This is a genomic window from Pseudomonas sp. OVF7, assembly GCF_030644265.1.
GTDB lineage: Bacteria > Pseudomonadota > Gammaproteobacteria > Pseudomonadales > Pseudomonadaceae > Aquipseudomonas > Aquipseudomonas gorinensis.
Genome location: NZ_CP128996.1, coordinates 4,100,191 through 4,116,765, shown reverse-complemented (window position 1 = coordinate 4,116,765; position 16,575 = coordinate 4,100,191). Strand labels below are relative to the sequence as shown.

The following is a 16,575-nucleotide window of genomic DNA, read 5'->3' as shown; positions in this document are numbered from 1 at the left end:
GGCGAGCGGGCTTGCCCCGCGTTGGGCTGCGCAGCAGGCCCAAAACCAGGCACCGCGGTGTATCAGTTAAAAACACATCGCCTGTAATGGGGCTGCTGCGCAGCCCAACGCGGGGCAAGCCCTAATGCCGTTCAGTTAAGCGTACATCGCCTTCTGTAGGAGCGAGCTTGCTCGCGAAAAACGTCAACGATCACGCGTGTTTCCTGAATCAACGCGGCGCCTGTGAGTTCTTCGCGAGCAAGCTCGCTCCTACAAAAAAGCCTTAACTGAACGGCATTAGGGCAAGCCTGCTGGCCAGAACAAGCCTGCTCACCACAACAGCCAGTTTTAGCAGGACCTCTTATCACTTAACCGGTAGAGATTGAACGGCCGTTCAACTAACCTTGACACTCCGGTGTTTGATCAAAGGCCTTTCCATGACTGTCGTCCCTCCCAAACTGCGCCGTGCCGACCCCGATGAACGCCGCGACCTGCTGGTTGCCGCCACCCTCACCTGCCTCGCCCGCGACGGCCATGCCGGGATTTCGGTGCGGCGTATCGCGGCGCAGGCCGGGGTTTCCGTGGGCTTGCTCAATCATCATTTCGGCAGCATCGATGCACTGATCGCCGAGACCTACCACAAGCTGGCCAACGAGCTGACCACGGCCCTGTGGGCGCAAGTCGAAGCGGTCGAAGGCGCCGCCGCACGCCTGGACGCCTTTCTCAGCGCATCGTTTTCGCCACGGGTCATGGACCCCGATCTGCTCGGGGTGTGGGTGGTGTTCTGGAGCCTGATCCGTCATTCACCCCACGTAAACCAGTCCCACGAAAACAGCTACCGCGCCTACCTGGGCTTGATCCAGCGACTGCTGGATGATCTGGCGCGCAGCGAAAACCTGCAGATTCACGACACCCACCTGGCCGCTATTGGTCTATCGGCGATGCTTGACGGACTCTGGCTCGAGGGCTGCCTCAACCCCGGCACCTTCAGCCCCGCCAACGGGCTGCACATCTGCCGCTGCTGGGTACAAGGGTTGCGTCACGGCGCATTCGGCGCCAACCACGCCCTGTGACACCGGGCGCCGTGCGCTGAGCATGGCCAGGGTGCCGCTGACGGCGATCAGTACCGCGCCGATGATCAGCGAGACGTCCATCGACACGCCCCAGATCAGGCTCGACAGCAGGAACGCCCAAACCAGCCCGGTGTACTCGAACGGCGCGAGCAAGGTCGCGGTAGCACGACGGAAACTGGCAAACAGCAGGAACTGGCCGATACCGCCCACACACCCCGCCGCCAACATCCCCAGCCAGGCCGGCGTCGGTGACGGCGTATGGGTCCAGGGCAACGTCACGGCCATACAGATCACGAACACCACATTGGTGATCAGCATCTGCTCCAGCACCGAGGTGGTCAGGTCGACCTGGCGCAGTTGGATATAGGTGAACGCCCAGCATAGGGCCGCCGCCAGGGTCAGGGCGATCGGCAGCGGGTCGACCCTGTGGCTCGGGCGGCAGGCAATGACCACGCCGATAAAGCCGATGATCAACGAAACCCACTGGCCCCGGCTGGCGCGTTCCTTGAGGATCAGCGCCGCGAGCAAGGTCACCATGATCGGCGCGGAGAAATACAGGGTGGTCATTTCCGCCAGGGTCAGGTCCCTGGCGGCGGTGTAGTACAGCAACCAGGCAAGCAGCGACAACAGCCCACGAATGATCAACAGCCTACGGCTGAGCGAGCACCAGGCGCGGCGCAACAGCCCCATGCGCCCGGCGATCACACACGCGGCGACCACCACCAGGCTGCGCCAGAACAGGACAGTGAATACCGAATAATCAGCCACCAGCCATTTGATCGCAGCGTCCTGCAACCCCAGGAACGCGTAGGCCAGGGCGCACAGGGCAATCCCTTGCAGCGAGCGGTCCTGGCTCATCCGGCAGCCCTGCGCAGCGGCGTACCGCGTCGCTCGGCGATGGCGTACAGCGCTTCAATCAAAAAGGTCAGGCACAGGTAGACCCCGGCCACCAGCAGCAACGGCTGGTAGATCTGCAAGGTCTGCGCGCGCACCACGTTGGCCGCGCCCAGCAGGTCGACCACGGCAATGGTCGAGGCCAGCGCGGTGGACTTGAGCAACATCACCGTTTCCCCCGCCAACGTCGGCAACAGCAGGCGCATCGCCCTGGGCAGACGCACGCGCAACAGCGCCTGGCGCGGGGTCATGCCAAACGCCGAGGCCGCTTCCATCTCCCCCTTGGACACGGCCAGCAAGCCGCCGCGAATCACTTCCCCCACATAGGCGCCCACCGAGAGCACCAGGGCGAACACGATGTACCAGTAGCCGTCGCGCAAAAACGGCCAGAGGACACTGCCCCGGATCACCGGAAACTGGGCGAACAGGCTGCCCAGCCCATAGTAGAAGATGTAGATCTGGATCAGCAGCGGCGTACCGCGCAACACACTGGTGTAGGCCAATGCACTGCGCGCCAGCCACTTGCGCCGCGACAACCGTGCCAACGCCACCAGCACCGCCAGGGCAAACCCCAGCACCGCGCTGATCAGCAACAATGACAAACTGGTCTGCAAACCCTTGGCGATCAGCCCCGCGTAATAACTTATCCACTCAGGCATGTGGCCCTCACTCGACACTCGGCATCCAGCGACGAATACGTCGCTCCAGGCGCCCCGACAGGTGGTTGGAAGCCAGCGTCACCAGGTAATACAAGGCGGCGGCCGTGAGGTAGAACAGCAGGTATTGCCGGGTCGAGCCCGCCGCCTGCTTGGCGGTGTACAGCAACTCATTGGTACCGACCACGCTGATCAAGGCGCTGTCCTTGATCAGGTTGATCCAGAGGTTGGACATGCCCGCCAAGGCATACGGGGCCATGATCGGTAACGTCACCCGGCGAAACAGGCCCATGCCGCTCAAGCCAAAGGCCCGTGCCGCTTCGATCTGGCCGTGGGGAATCGCCAGGATCGCGGCGCGGAAAATCTCCGAGGCATAGGCGCCCTGCACCAGCCCCAGCACCAGGATCGCCACCAACGGCCCGCTGATATTGACCTGCGCGCCGCCCAGCCACAGCATCAGCGCATTCAGGCCCATGGACCCCGCGTAATACAACAGCAGGATCAGCAGCAGTTCCGGCACCGCGCGAAACACCGTGGTGTAACCGCGCATCAGCAGGGCAATCGGACGGGGTGCGCTGAGCTTGGCGCAGGCCACCAGCAGGCCGATCAACACGCCCACGGCAAAGGCCCCCGCGGAGATCTGCAGGGTCATCCATAACCCCTTGAGCAACGCCTGGCCCCACCCGTGTTCGCTGAAACTGAGAAGGTCGAACATTATTCAGACTTCTGGGCAACGGATGGGTACGGGCTGTCGCAGGTCTTGCTGACAAACGCCGGGGTATCGCCGCGCTTGCACGGGCTCACCGACAGGCCAAAGTAATGCTGGGACAGGTCGTCATAGTCCTGGCTGACCAACAGCTCGCCGATGGCCTTGTCCAAGCGCGCTTTCAACGCGGTGTCTTCCTTGCGTAGCCCGGCGCCGACACCCCGCCCGATAATCGGGTCGTACGACACGCTGGCGATATGTGCCAGGCCACTGGCTTCCGGGGTCTTGACCATCATCGCGATGGCCGTGTCGTCGGCCATCATGTAGTCGATGCGCCCGGCAATCAGGTCGGCATTCGCCGATTCCTGGGTGTCGTAGTACTTCAGGTCGGCGATATTTTCGTAGTACTTCTTCAGGTAGTTGGCACTGACGGTGGAGATCTGCACACCGATCAACTTGCCCTTGAGGCCCGCCGGGGAGATCTCCACTTCGCTGCCTTTGGGCCCGGCGACGCCCAGCAGGGAATCGTAGTAGGCGCGGCTGAAGGCGATTTGCTTTTCGCGCTCCTCGGTGACTGACATCGAGGAGAAGATCACGTCGATTTTCTTCGCCAACAGCGAAGGAATGATGCCATCCCACGCCACCTCCTGGATCTGGCACTCGGCTTTCATGCCTTGGCAAAGCTTGTGGATCAGGTCCACTTCAAAACCGGACCATTGGCCATTGCCGCCTTTTACGGTGAACGGCGGGTAAGGTTCGGCCGCGACCGCAAACACGATGGGTTTCTCTGCCGCCAGGGTAAAACCTGCGGCCACCATCAACACTGCACTGCTCAACCACCTTGCCATGGGTTTGAAAGTCATGATTTGCCCCGTCTTTTTGGAGTTAGCGCGTTTGGTGTGCGTTGACGAACTGTCGGCAACGTTCACTGCGTGGGTCGATGAACACCGAATCCGGCGAACCGGCTTCTTCGATCAAGCCTTGATGCAGAAAAGCCACTTTGGACGACACATCCCGGGCGAAAGCCATTTCATGGGTGACCAGGATCATGGTGCGGCCTTCTTCGGCCAGGGAGCGGATAACGCGCAGCACTTCGCCCACCAGCTCCGGGTCGAGGGCCGAGGTGGGTTCGTCGAACAACATCACTTTGGGGCGCATGGCCAGTGCGCGGGCAATCGCCACCCGTTGCTGCTGGCCACCGGAGAGAAACGCCGGGTACTCGTTGCGCTTGGCGGCCAGGCCGACGCGGTCGAGCAAGGCTTCGGCGCGTTCGATGGCCTCGGCACGGCTTTCACGCAGTACCTGGGTCGGGGCTTCGATCAGGTTCTCCAACACCGTGCGGTGCGGCCACAGGTTGAAGTTCTGGAAGACCATGCCCAGGGTCGAGCGGATGCGCACCAGTTGCCGGGCGTCGGCCACCAGCGGCGCACCGGGGCGGCCATAGTTGAGCTTGATGCTTTCACCGTCCACGTGAATGCTGCCCTGGTCCGGGACTTCAAGCATATTGATACAGCGCAGCAAGGTGCTCTTGCCCGAGCCGCTGGCGCCGATCAGCGAGATCACCTCGCCTTCGCGAGCGGTAAGGGAAATACCCTTGAGCACTTCGATATTGCCGAAGCGCTTATGCAGGTCAATCACTTCGATCATCTTTTTCGCCTGCGCAGGCTGCACCACTTCGACCCTGGGCGCCGCCGCGACACGCGGTTCGCCGGCCAGCTTGTCGACAAACTGCACGATGCGCCGGCAGGCTTCGGCCAGGCGCTCTTCACTTAAGGTGAAAGACAGGCGCACAAACCCTTGGGCGGGCTCGCCGAATGCTGCGGCGTCGAGCACCGATACACCCGCCTCGCGGAACAGCCGCCAGGCAAAGTCCAGCGAACTGAGGCCCGTGCCGCGCACATCGACCAGTACGAACATCCCGGCCTGCGGCGTCAGGACCTTGATCCCCGTGCATGCGCCGAGGCCCGCCACCACCAGGTCACGGCGCCGGCGATAGATGTCGCGCATGCCCACGGTGACTTCATCAAAGGCCAACACCGCTGCGGTCGCCGCCTCCATCACGAAGCCGGGCAGACCATAGAGCATGCTCAGCACCAGGGTTTGCGCGTGGGCGATCAGCGTGGGTTCGGCGACGATCCAGCCGATACGCCAGCCGGTCATTGCGTGGGACTTGGACAAGCTGCCAATCACCACGCAACGCTCGGCCATGCCCGGCAGCGCGGCCAGGCTGTGGTATTGGCCTTCGAACACCAGGCTTTCGTAGACCTCGTCGACCACCACCCACAGGTCATGGGCTATGGCCAGGTCGGCGATGGCTTGCAGTTCCTGCGGGTTGAGCACCACGCCGGTGGGGTTGTTCGGGTTGGAAAAAAACAACGCCCGGGTGCGTGGGGTAACTGCGGCGGCGAGCTGTTGTGCGTCGAGGCGAAAGCCTGACTCGGGTGAACACGCCACCCGCACCAATGTCGCGCCGCTGGCCTTGAGCGTGGCCTCGTAGGTGACGTACATCGGGTCGAGCACCAGCACTTCGTCCCCCGCCTGCAACAGGCACAGCGAGGTGACGAACAAGGCGTTCTGCGCGCCGGCCACGCTGATCACGTTGTGGGCGTTAACGGGCCGCGCCAGGGTCTTGCTGTAGCGTGCGGCGATTGCGTCACGCAGGGCCGGGCGACCGGGAATTTCCGTGTAGTGAGTGTCGCCTTGGCGCAGCGCGTCGATAGCCGCGTCGGTGATGAAGGACGGCGTGGCGAAATCGGGGTCGCCGACGCTGAGGATGATGATGTCTTCGCCCTGGCTGGCGGCCTGGTAGGCGGCGTGATGGATATCCCAGGCGGCGACGCCTTGCCCTGCAATACGCTCAACGAAGGGGGAAAACCGCATGCCAAAGCCTCTCGTTCAAGAAGAAACAGCGCAAACCCGCGGAGCCGCAAACGGGTGGATACGGTCAACATAGTTGAAACTGAACAGTCGTTCAATGGATGGGATTGGGCCGATGTCGTTTATCGGTCAAATGGGTCGCGAATGACCTGCGGCCAGTGGCGTCCTGACCATGGGCTGGTCGGCACCGGCAGCGAAGTGGCGGTGAACCTGACGGTGGCGGTGATCGCCCTAAGCCTCGTCATTCATGGCCTCGGCGGGTGTGGTATGAACGACGTGCCAGGGCGCAGGATCAGTCTTGAGGCTCTCTGTTCCCCCTATTCTCCGCTTCATCGACATGGCTCAGCGGCACTTCTGCATCATCCATCAGCGACCCTGGGTCCTCATTGCCCGGGTCATTGAGTTCTTCTTCCTCTTCATCTGCTTCTTCGCGTTCTTTGGACATGACCGTCTCCTCTAACCGCCTTGGGTGTCGATATCGGCATCGGTTTCAGGCTTGGGCTCGCGCTCGGGCTTGAAATCTGGACTGTAGTCGTTTTCCTTGGCCTTGGGGTCGACGGCAGGCGAAGTTCCAATGCCTTAAGAAACGGGATTATCGATCTGGATATAAAAGGCGTAGGCGCCGAGCAACACCCAGAACACCATGAACAGCCATGGCGCGCGCATGGAGAACAGCAGCGACTTGCGATAGCCCTTGTGGGAGGACTCCATCTCCGAGAACAGCGGCGATTCATCGTAGGCCATGCCCATCACCGGTTCGCTGCGCAGCAATTCGCTCTGCTTGTAGTGCCAGTGGTCGATGATCTCGTACGCGGCACGGATCCCCGGCCAGGCATTCAGGGAACTGAGGATGCCGAGGAAAGCCAGGAACACCGGCACCACCAGGGTGAACAACTTGCCCCACTCCGGGTTGAGGTTGCCCATGCCGGAGACGAAGGCAATGACCAGGAACGATTGCGCGGTGAGGTAGGCGTCGGTGCGGTTGGCCAGGATGCTGGTTTCGTACTGGATCTCGCGGCGGTAGAAATCCAGGCGGTCCTTGGGCGAGCCGAAGATCTTGGCGTTGTGTTCGCTGTGATCGATCAGGCTCGATTCGGGGGTGTCGGGTGAAATGATTCTGGGCACATCGGTGCTCCATGCCGGGGCTGACCCCCCTTAGAAGAAGGCAGTGAGGGTGAAGTTCAAGTTTGTTCATGCACCAATCCAGGGCGCCGCATGCCCTTGTGGCGAGCGGGCTCTGTTAAGCGATGCGCGCCGCTATAGTATTGTTACGACTATATTGTCTATGGATGTAGAAATTCCTGCGGAGTTCTTAATATAGACTTCCACAGTAAGCAATCCATCAACTAAAGGGCGACTTACGGTAAATTTCATATTCCTCCAGGTGGGTGAATATGGGAATGTAGGGCTCTCATAATAACCGCGACTGCGAAATATCATCACCCGAAAAATCGTATCGTTCGCTCCAACCTCATGTCTATAATCGCAAGATATTTCAATGGTCTTCATGCTTATATGGCTGAATTTGTTATATCGCTTTGAAAGCCTTGGGAATCCGCCTCCTACTTGTATGCTCCGCCAATATATATTTGCGCCCTCTTTTATAAGAGCTCCATCCTCATCAACGTTGACCCACTCATTCCAGTCATAGTTGCTGAAGTCAGTCCTATCTACTGCAGGCACCCTTTTTACCTTATAAGTAGTAGGCGCAAAACTAACCGCTCTCGCAACATGAGCACCGCCATCAAGTGTCACCTTCATTTCTACGGAGATGGGATCATCAGGCGGTATTTTTTGCAACCAATCACGTGACACTGGCTTGTTCGTCAGTCCGTTCAACTCCGATGAGAGAATTGGATAATTGGTCAATACCGGCAACGGTTCCTGTCTGCTGGAGTTGAGTGTTATCCACACGCGTTGTCCGGTGGCAATAAATGGCCACTTGAGCACGGCGGCCAAGGGGTTGCCGACGATAGTGTTCAAGTCCAGCAGGCCGTTATGGGGCACACGGTTGATGATCACCTGTGGCAAAGCCGACAGCGGTATCGGCTTCACCTTCACCGTCAGCTTCGCCGAGTGCTTCGTGTCGTCACCCCGGGTCACGGCATACGTGAAAACCACCGTGGTATCACGGTCCCGAATGTTGGCGCTAATCGCGTCCCGCGTAATATCGAACACCACCTCCTGCAACACCCGATTACCCGGCTTGGCCGGAATATCCGGCGAGCCGCCATCGCCCGTGCCCGCCATATAAGGCTTGATCCAATCATCGTCACGCATGCCCACATAACGCACCACCAACTGGGCGCCCTGCTGCACTCGCAGCGGCTCCAGGTCGGCGGTGTCGGGGCCGGTTATCTGCGCCTCAAGCAATGTCGGCGCCAGCAGTTCACCCAGGTTGCGGCTGATCAGCACCTCCGTGACTTGCGAATAACGCGGCAGCTCGTCGCCACGTGTCAAGGTGTAGAAGACCGCCACGGTTTCATTGAGGTTGTTATTGACATAGAACTCATCGATATGGTGCTCGGTGATGCTGTTATCGACCGCCACCTGCACCGGCACATTGGTGCGGACAAGCGGGCCGTTCCAGTACATGCGCACCCAGTCTCCACGCTTCGTATCGCCGGCCGGTGCAAACACCTTGGCGTAGCCCTCGATATCGTCCGGGTTCAACTGGCTTCCAATGACCTTTTCAATGATCGGCGCAGGCAGTGTGCGTTGAATCTCACCCACGAGGATTTTCAGCCGCAGCGACTCTTGGGGCCGCCCGCCTGGCCGTGTGTGCGCGTAAAACACTTCCACCAGGTGACCGTCGAAACGCTGCAGCTCGGCGGGGTACACCGTGAACAGCATGTCGCCTTCCGGTGTGGGGTCCACATCGTCGACCTCGCGGCCAACACGGTGCTCGATCGTGTTATCGGGGCTGCTGACGAGGAAGATAACCTCCAGATAACCATCGGGCGGCCAGCTCCCTTGCAGAGGAAACCGCACAGTCGCCTCTTTACTCGGCTCAATCTTGCCGCCCTTATCCTCGTCAATCGTGGGTGGCGGCCATCTTACGACCTTGCCGACGATCTCGAGGTAGAGTTTTTCCGAGGGCTGCTCCACCACGCCTTTCTGGAACAGCATATGCACGCTGACGGTCCCCTCGGCAATGGCAACGACCAGCGCGTTGGGGACCTCGAAGGAGTGCACCCCCGCTCTGTTCAACGGTTTGATCGGCGTATGGGGGAACGGGTTGCCCTCACTGTCGACACCGGCCCAGATCAAGCTTACGTAGTCATAGGCGGCGGCTTCCGCGTTAGTCACCCAGGTTTCGATTTCCACGTCCCAACCGCCCAGTTCGGCCAGGTCGACCACCCTGTCAGTGTCGGGGAACGCCAGCCACGGCGCCTCTGGCCGCACCTGGTGCAGATGCACATCGATCAGCGATACCGCCGACCAGCGCGCCCACTCATCCGGCAGAGTGCCGACGGCGTTCTTGACCTGGTAAGCCACGCGCGTCAGGGGGTTGTTGCCGGCGGCGCTGATCGTGGCGTAGTCAACGGTCAGGGTGATATCGCGCCCCACCTCCCCAGGCTGAACCCGATGCAGCACCTGCTGCGACCCCCAGGCCAGAATGATCAGGTCGTAAGCATGCATGTGCAGCCAATGGTGGATAAGAATCTTGATCCCGGCCAGCGCCCTGGTTTCGTTGACACCATCGAGCAACACTTCCGGCGGTACTACGTAGGACAGGCCCTGGTGCCCGGGGAGCGCGTCGTCGGGGTCGCGCCCTGCGGGGCGTGTCAGCATGACCCGGTACTTGCGCTCTTCGGTGAAGGTTTCATTACCGCTGGCGCGCCGCAGCTTGCCCAACACCGGGTTGGCCCAGAACTCGACGATCCGGTGCGCAGGCACCGTCAGCGGGATAAGGTCCAGGTTCTCCTCGCCTTCGCGAATAGGCGTAGACGCCACTGGCACATTCCGGTTCCCCCAGTAGAGCGAGGCGATGCTGCCGGCACTGACACCGTCTTTGGGATTGACGAGATACACCACCAGCGCCGATTCGGTGTGACGCAAGCCGATGCCGCCGTCGGCAGCGTCAATATCCCCGGCGATAGGTGGCTCCGTCAGCGGCACCACGATGGCAGGCAGGAGAGCAGCTTTCGACTTATCTTTTTTGGACATGGTGAGAGTCCTTGCAAGCAGGTGCGGTGGTTTGCCTCCATCAAACGCCCCCTGCGATGGCTTGCCTACTGTCAGAGTTAACAGGTGGCGACGGGCGGTCAATGATCGCTGATCGATTCATCGCAAACCGCCATGACGCTGACAGGACCATTGGTCGCTACCTGTCAACTCTGACAGTAGCGCATGCATTTATTCCGGTATCTGATGACGGCAAACGCACCGTTTGACGTGCAATCACGTGCACTGATGCCTATCAGGAGATCAATCATGCCCGCCAAGAAGACTCAGCCTGCAGCCGCACTCGAAGAAGCGCCAAGTGCGACTGAAAGTTTGCATAGCCGGTTGACGGAGTTTATTGACACGGTGAGGGAGTTGGCGCGGGCGATTCATAGTTCTTATCTGGAGGTCGTGTAAACGGTGGGAGGGGGCGTGCTCCCGATTGCGTCAGTTAAGCAAATCACCGTAAACACATCAGCTACATTCTGGACCAGGATCCGCTCGGTATTGGCGGTGCTACGCCGAGATCAATCTTGGTAGCTTGACACTCTGCTCCGCTTGAGGTCGGCAGCGAGAGAGAGTGGCAGGCGTTTTTACACATTCAGGGCTAAAAGCAGCGAGTACCTATCCGTTTGAGGCAGTGGATAGGTACTCGGTTATTTTGTTAACTCAGTCTGCTCCGGTTATTCCGCAATTATTCCGTCCCGGCTGTTTCGTTGTTAAGCGATACGCGCCGTTATAGTATTGTTACGACTATATTGTCTATGGATGTAGAAATTCCTGCGGAGTTCTTAATATAGACATCCACACTAAACCATCCATTAAATGAAGGACCACTTACGGTAAATTTCACATTCCTCCAAGTGGGTGAATATGGGAATGTAGGGCTCTCATAATCATCGGTACCGGGAAATGTTATCACCCGAAAAACCGTATCGTTCGCGCCAACCTCATGTCTATAATCGCAAGATATTTCAATGGTCTTTATGCTTATAGGGCTGAAATAGCCATATCGCTTTGAAAGCCTTGGGAATCCGTTTGTTACTTGTATGCTCCGCCAATATATATTTGCGCCCTCTTTTATAAGAGCTCCATCCTGACCAACGTTGTACCACTCATTCCAGTCATAGTTGCTGAAGTCAGTCCTATCTACTGTAGGCACCCTTTTTACCTTATAAGTAGTAGGCGCAAAACTAACCGCTCTCGAAACATCAGCGCTGCCATCAAGTGTCACCTTAATTTCTACGGAGATGGGATCATCAGGCGGTATTTTTTGCAACCAATCACGTGACACTGGCTTGTTCGTCAGTCCGTTCAACTCCGATGAGAGAATTGGATAATTGGTCAATACCGGCAACGGTTCATGTCTGCTGGACTTGAGTGTTATCCACACGCGTTGTCCGGTGGCAATAAATGGCCACTTAAGCACGGCGGCCAAGGGGTTGCCGGTGATAGTGTTCAAATCCAGCAGGCCGTTATGGGGCACACGGTTGATGATCACCTGTGGCAAAGCCGACACCGGTATCGGCGTCACCGCCACCGTTAATATCAGTGAGCTTCGCGTTTCCCCAGCACGAGTAACCTCATACTTAAGGGTAAACGTCTTGTTTGCATTACCGATGTTGGCGGCTATCGCTGTCTTGGGGATATCAAAAGTCACCACGCCGCTGGCCAAGCCATTTTTCTCGGCAATCACCGGCGAACCGAGTCCCGGTGTCCCGACCATCGTGACCTTGATCTTGTCGGTGGCATACATCGGTGAGAACGCTACCGATACCGTGCCGCCATTTTGCGCATTCAAGGCCGCAAGGCGCACCGGAGAACCACTACCAGTGGCCTGGGTCAGCGTGGGCAGCGGGAATTGAGCCGGCAGGTCGTTAATGGTGTAGATGATTGGCGCAAAGATAATGGCATCGGCATCAAGTTTGCTGGTGCCCAGCACTGCCTTGAACTGCAAGGTCAGTTTGGTGTTATGGCCCAGCTCACTGAAGTAAGTCGCCGCGACAGCCTGTTCATAATAACCATTGCTGTACCAATCTGCGGTTACAGCATTGGAGGCCAGGGTCCATACCGTACGATTATGTGCTGTGCCATTCCTGTTAAAACCGCTGAGCACCATGGCTACCGGTTGATAGGCGGCGATAAACGGCCACGACCCAACGCGCAGGGTTCCCCCGGAGGTTACTGCACTCAGGCCCAGGACTTTCGTGGTCTGGTTGGCCTGATTGATACGAATCACGGTCTTTGCCAGCTCGGCGGCCGGTATCGGCTTCACCGTCACCGTCAGCTTCGCCGAGTGCTTCGTGTCGTCACCCCGGGTCACGGCATACGTGAAAACCACCGTGGCATCACGGTCCCGAATGTTGGCGCTAATCGCGTCCCGCGTAATATCGAACACCACCTCCTGCAATACCCGATTACCCGGCTTGGCCGGAATATCCGGCGAGCCGCCATCGCCCTCGCCCTCCATATAAGGCTTGATCCAATCATCGTCACGCATGCCCACATAACGCACCACCAACTGGGCACCCTGCTGCACTCGCAGCGGCTCCAGGTCGGCGGTGTCGGGGCCGGTTATCTGCGCCTCAAGCAATGTCGGCGCCAGCAGTTCACCCAGGTTGCGGCTGATCAGCACCTCAGTGACTTGCGAATAACGCGGCAGCTCGTCGCCACGTGTCAAGGTGTAGAAGACCGCCACGGTTTCATTGAGGTTGTTATTGACATAGAACTCATCGATATCGTGCTCGGTGGTGCTGTTATCGACCGCCACCTGCACCGGCACATTGGTGCGGACAAGCGGGCCGTTCCAGTACATGCGCACCCAGTCTCCACGCTTCGTATCGCCGGCCGGTGCAAACACCTTGGCGTAGCCCTCGATATCGTCCGGGTTCAACTGGCTTCCAATGATCTTTTCAATGATCGGCGCAGGCAGTGTGCGTTGAATCTCACCCACGAGAATTTTCAGCCGCAGCGACTCTTGGGGCCGCCCGCCTGGCCGTGTGTGCGCGTAAAACACTTCCACCAGGTGACCGTCGAAACGCTGCAGCTCGGCGGGGTACACCGTGAACAGCATGTCGCCTTCCGGTGTGGGGTCCACATCGTCGACCTCGCGGCCAACACGGTGCTCGATCGTGTTATCGGGGCTGCTGACGAGGAAGATAACCTCCAGATAACCATCGGGCGGCCAGCTCCCTTGCAGAGGAAACCGCACAGTCGCCTCTTTACTCGGCTCAATCTTGCCGCCCTTATCCTCGTCAATCGTGGGCGGCGGCCATCTTACGACCTTGCCGACGATCTCGAGGTAGAGTTTTTCCGAGGGCTGCTCCACCACGCCTTTCTGGAACAGCATATGCACGCTGACGGTCCCATCGGCAATGGCGACGACCAGCGCGTTGGGGACCTCGAAGGAATGCACCCCCGCTCTGTTCAACGGTTTGATCGGCGTATGGGGGAACGGGTTGCCCTCACTGTCGACACCGGCCCAGATCAAGCTTACGTAGTCATAGGCGGCGGCTTCCGCGTTAGTCACCCAGGTTTCGATTTCCACGTCCCAACCGCCCAGTTCGGCCAGGTCGACCACCCTGTCAGTGTCGGGGAACGCCAGCCACGGCGCCTCTGGCCGCACCTGGTGCAGATGCACATCGATCAGCGATACCGCCGACCAGCGCGCCCACTCATCCGGCAGAGTGCCGACGGCGTTCTTGACCTGGTAAGCCACGCGCGTCAGGGGGTTGTTGCCGGCGGCGCTGATCGTGGCGTAGTCAACGGTCAGGGTGATATCGCGCCCCACCTCCCCAGGCTGGACCCGATGCAGCACCTGCTGCGACCCCCAGGCCAGAATGATCAGGTCGTAAGCATGCATGTGCAGCCAATGGTGGATAAGAATCTTGATCCCGGCCAGCGCCCTGGTTTCGTTGACACCATCGAGCAACACTTCCGGCGGTACTACGTAGGACAGGCCCTGGTGCCCGGGGAGCGCGTCGTCGGGGTCGCGCCCTGCGGGGCGTGTCAGCATGACCCGGTACTTGCGCTCTTCGGTGAAGGTTTCATTACCGCTGGCGCGCCGCAGCTTGCCCAACACCGGGTTGGCCCAGAACTCGACGATCCGGTGCGCAGGCACCGTCAGCGGGATAAGGTCCAGGTTCTCCTCGCCTTCGCGAATAGGCGTAGACGCCACTGGCACATTCCGGTTCCCCCAGTAGAGCGAGGCGATGCTGCCGGCACTGACACCGTCTTTGGGATTGACGAGATACACCACCAGCGCCGATTCGGTGTGACGCAAGCCGATGCCGCCGTCGGCAGCGTCAATATCCCCGGCGATAGGTGGCTCCGTCAGCGGCACCACGATGGCAGGCAGGAGAGCAGCTTTCGACTTATCTTTTTTGGACATGGTGAGAGTCCTTGCAAGCAGGTGCGGTGGTTTGCCTCCATCAAACGCCCCCTGCGATGGCTTGCCTACTGTCAGAGTTAACAGGTGGCGACGGGCGGTCAATGATCGCTGATCGATTCATCGCAAACCGCCATGACGCTGACAGGACCATTGGTCGCTACCTGTCAACTCTGACAGTAGCGCATGCATTTATTCCGGTATCTGATGACGGCAAACGCACCGTTTGACGTGCAATCACGTGCACTGATGCCTATCAGGAGATCAATCATGCCCGCCAAGAAGACTCAGCCTGCAGCCGCACTCGAAGAAGCGCCAAGTGCGACTGAAAACAACACCCTGACGCTGGAAAAAAAGGACAACCCGAAGCATCTGGATCGACTCAACGTCCCCGGCATGGTCGATCACGTCGATGGCGAGGACGCAGGTATCGCAGCATGGTTGTTTGAGTCCGGCCTGACCCTCGAGGTGCAACGCAATTGGATCGCGAGTCCCGGGGATGTCATCACCGTGGGCTATCTGATCGGCGAAACGAATGTGGTGATCCTGGGTACAAAGATCCTGGAGCCCGGCGAGGAAACCCGTAACAGTTACTTCTTTGCCGCCCAGCAAAAAGACCTGCCGGACGGTCGATATGCCCTGGTCTACCTCGTTAACTATAAGGGTGGCGCCGACTACGATATGTCCTATCCGCTGCTGACATTGGTCAAGACCGACCTCCCGGCCGGCGATGACAACAATCAAGTCGAACCGGGGCACTCAGAGCTGAAGGTCAGTCTGTCCGAGAAAGTGATCGTGCCAGGGAACGCCACGAAAGGGGTGGTGGTCACTCTTCAGCCCTACCCTAATCACCACCCGAAGGACACCGTCATTCTCCACTGGGGGAACGTCATCATCAGCCAGACAGCGGCTGGCCCCCTCCAGCCGACCGTGATCGATGTGACCTACCAGCACCTTGTCGACGCCGGCGACAGTCCCAATATGGCTGTGTGGCTTGAGGTCATTGACCTGGTGGGCAACATTTCTACACCAGGGTCAGCCACCATTCGCGTGTCGGTTGACCTGGACGCGAATGCACCTGATGGTCCGGTTTTTTCAGACGCTGGCCCAGTTGGCTATATCGATTTGGAACTGGTGGATGAAAAACCGGTGGAGCTGCAAATGCACACCCCGGCCAATGTCGGCCTGAAAGATGAAATATACGATGTCATGATTCGTATCTATCCTCCCAAAGGTGGGGTGAAGGTCATCCACAAGTTCGTCCCTATCACCAGGCCCGGACGAGTGCATTCGACCTTCATCGATTACGTTGACGTGCGCGCCGCCGCCGAGGGCCACATAGAAGTCAGTTTTGTCTTGAGGAAGTCCGTCCCCCCTTTCGAGGTCTACTCCAAGAAAAACACCGCCGAAGTCCGCGGGTACATTGCCCGGCTGGAAGCGCCCTCCGTAGAGGGCTACCCCAACGATCACATCGCGGATGACCCGGCGCATGTGATTGTGTCCATCCCCTATTATGCGTGGCGCCAGGCGACCGACCAGATTGCCGTGATCTTGCGTTATGTGCGGTCATTAAACGATGTGATCCTGCATATCGAAACAAAAGAGGTCGGGCTCTCCTGGCCTGCGGGCGCTCCCGTCAAACGCCTGATTTACCGCGAGCAGTTGCAGCAATTCAAAGGCTACCGTCCTGAGTTTTATTACGTGATATTGGCGACGGGGTTCACCCGCGCACGCGCGGTGAACCTGAACGAATCCCTTCGGCGGGTGTTGACCATCAGTTGAATGACGGTCAATCGGTGCGGTCGGCGGTTCAACTGACGGTACATTCCCCTGGCT

Annotated in this window: 11 protein-coding genes and 2 pseudogenes; 4 read left to right on the top strand and 9 right to left on the bottom strand. The window is 59.2% G+C overall.

Annotated features, from left to right (window positions below):
* Window positions 1-416: 416 nt before the first annotated feature.
* Window positions 417-956: pseudogene (locus QU606_RS18640) on the top strand (TetR/AcrR family transcriptional regulator); the annotation flags it as partial.
* Here QU606_RS18640 and QU606_RS18635 read toward each other — a convergent pair.
* From QU606_RS18635 to QU606_RS18615, 5 genes are read right to left on the bottom strand one after another with little or no spacing between them, the layout of a single operon-like run.
* Window positions 912-1,910, bottom strand: coding sequence for a DMT family transporter (locus QU606_RS18635; RefSeq protein WP_304997315.1), 999 nt, complete (start codon window positions 1,908-1,910; stop codon window positions 912-914). The pseudogene QU606_RS18640 and the gene QU606_RS18635 overlap by 45 nt on opposite strands.
* A complete protein-coding gene (locus QU606_RS18630) occupies window positions 1,907-2,605 on the bottom strand; it encodes an ABC transporter permease (protein WP_304997314.1) in 699 nt (232 codons plus the stop codon). Before QU606_RS18630 ends, QU606_RS18635 begins: the two co-directional genes overlap by 4 nt.
* A 7-nt stretch (window positions 2,606-2,612) precedes the next feature.
* Window positions 2,613-3,317, bottom strand: a complete 705-nt coding sequence (locus QU606_RS18625; protein ID WP_168232709.1) for an ABC transporter permease — start codon at window positions 3,315-3,317, stop codon at window positions 2,613-2,615.
* Window positions 3,317-4,156 carry a transporter substrate-binding domain-containing protein gene (locus QU606_RS18620; RefSeq protein ID WP_370531122.1) on the bottom strand — a complete coding sequence of 280 codons (840 nt, stop codon included), beginning with the start codon at window positions 4,154-4,156 and terminating at the stop codon, window positions 3,317-3,319. Before QU606_RS18620 ends, QU606_RS18625 begins: the two co-directional genes overlap by 1 nt.
* Window positions 4,157-4,193: 37 nt before the next feature.
* Window positions 4,194-6,188: an aminotransferase class I/II-fold pyridoxal phosphate-dependent enzyme gene (locus QU606_RS18615; RefSeq protein WP_304997312.1), complete on the bottom strand. Its 1,995-nt coding sequence runs from the start codon at window positions 6,186-6,188 to the stop codon at window positions 4,194-4,196.
* A gap of 165 nt (window positions 6,189-6,353) precedes the next feature.
* Here QU606_RS18615 and QU606_RS18610 point away from each other — a divergent pair.
* Window positions 6,354-6,487: pseudogene (locus tag QU606_RS18610) on the top strand (transporter); the annotation flags it as partial.
* Here QU606_RS18610 and QU606_RS18605 read toward each other — a convergent pair.
* From QU606_RS18605 to QU606_RS18595, 3 genes are all read right to left on the bottom strand, one after another.
* Window positions 6,478-6,630 (bottom strand): hypothetical protein, encoded by a 153-nt coding sequence (locus tag QU606_RS18605; RefSeq protein ID WP_168232711.1) that lies wholly within the window; start codon window positions 6,628-6,630, stop codon window positions 6,478-6,480. The pseudogene QU606_RS18610 and the gene QU606_RS18605 sit on opposite strands and share 10 nt — an antisense overlap.
* Before the next feature lie 134 nt (window positions 6,631-6,764).
* A complete protein-coding gene (locus QU606_RS18600) occupies window positions 6,765-7,310 on the bottom strand; it encodes a hypothetical protein (protein ID WP_024075569.1) in 546 nt (181 codons plus the stop codon).
* Window positions 7,311-7,442: 132 nt separating this feature from the next.
* Window positions 7,443-10,355, bottom strand: a complete 2,913-nt coding sequence (locus QU606_RS18595; RefSeq protein ID WP_304997311.1) for a hypothetical protein — start codon at window positions 10,353-10,355, stop codon at window positions 7,443-7,445.
* A 267-nt stretch (window positions 10,356-10,622) separates the two neighbouring features.
* On the opposite strand from QU606_RS18595, the gene QU606_RS18590 reads away from it, so the two are divergent.
* On the top strand, window positions 10,623-10,769 hold the full coding sequence (locus QU606_RS18590) for a hypothetical protein (RefSeq protein WP_024075573.1): 147 nt from the start codon (window positions 10,623-10,625) through the stop codon (window positions 10,767-10,769).
* A gap of 319 nt (window positions 10,770-11,088) precedes the next feature.
* On the opposite strand, the gene QU606_RS18585 is transcribed toward QU606_RS18590, so the two are convergent.
* Window positions 11,089-14,742, bottom strand: coding sequence for a hypothetical protein (locus QU606_RS18585; RefSeq protein ID WP_304997310.1), 3,654 nt, complete (start codon window positions 14,740-14,742; stop codon window positions 11,089-11,091).
* Window positions 14,743-15,009: 267 nt separating this feature from the next.
* Between QU606_RS18585 and QU606_RS18580 the strand changes: the two genes are divergently transcribed.
* Window positions 15,010-16,521: a hypothetical protein gene (locus tag QU606_RS18580; protein WP_304997309.1), complete on the top strand. Its 1,512-nt coding sequence runs from the start codon at window positions 15,010-15,012 to the stop codon at window positions 16,519-16,521.
* The last annotated feature ends 54 nt before the right edge of the window (window positions 16,522-16,575 follow it).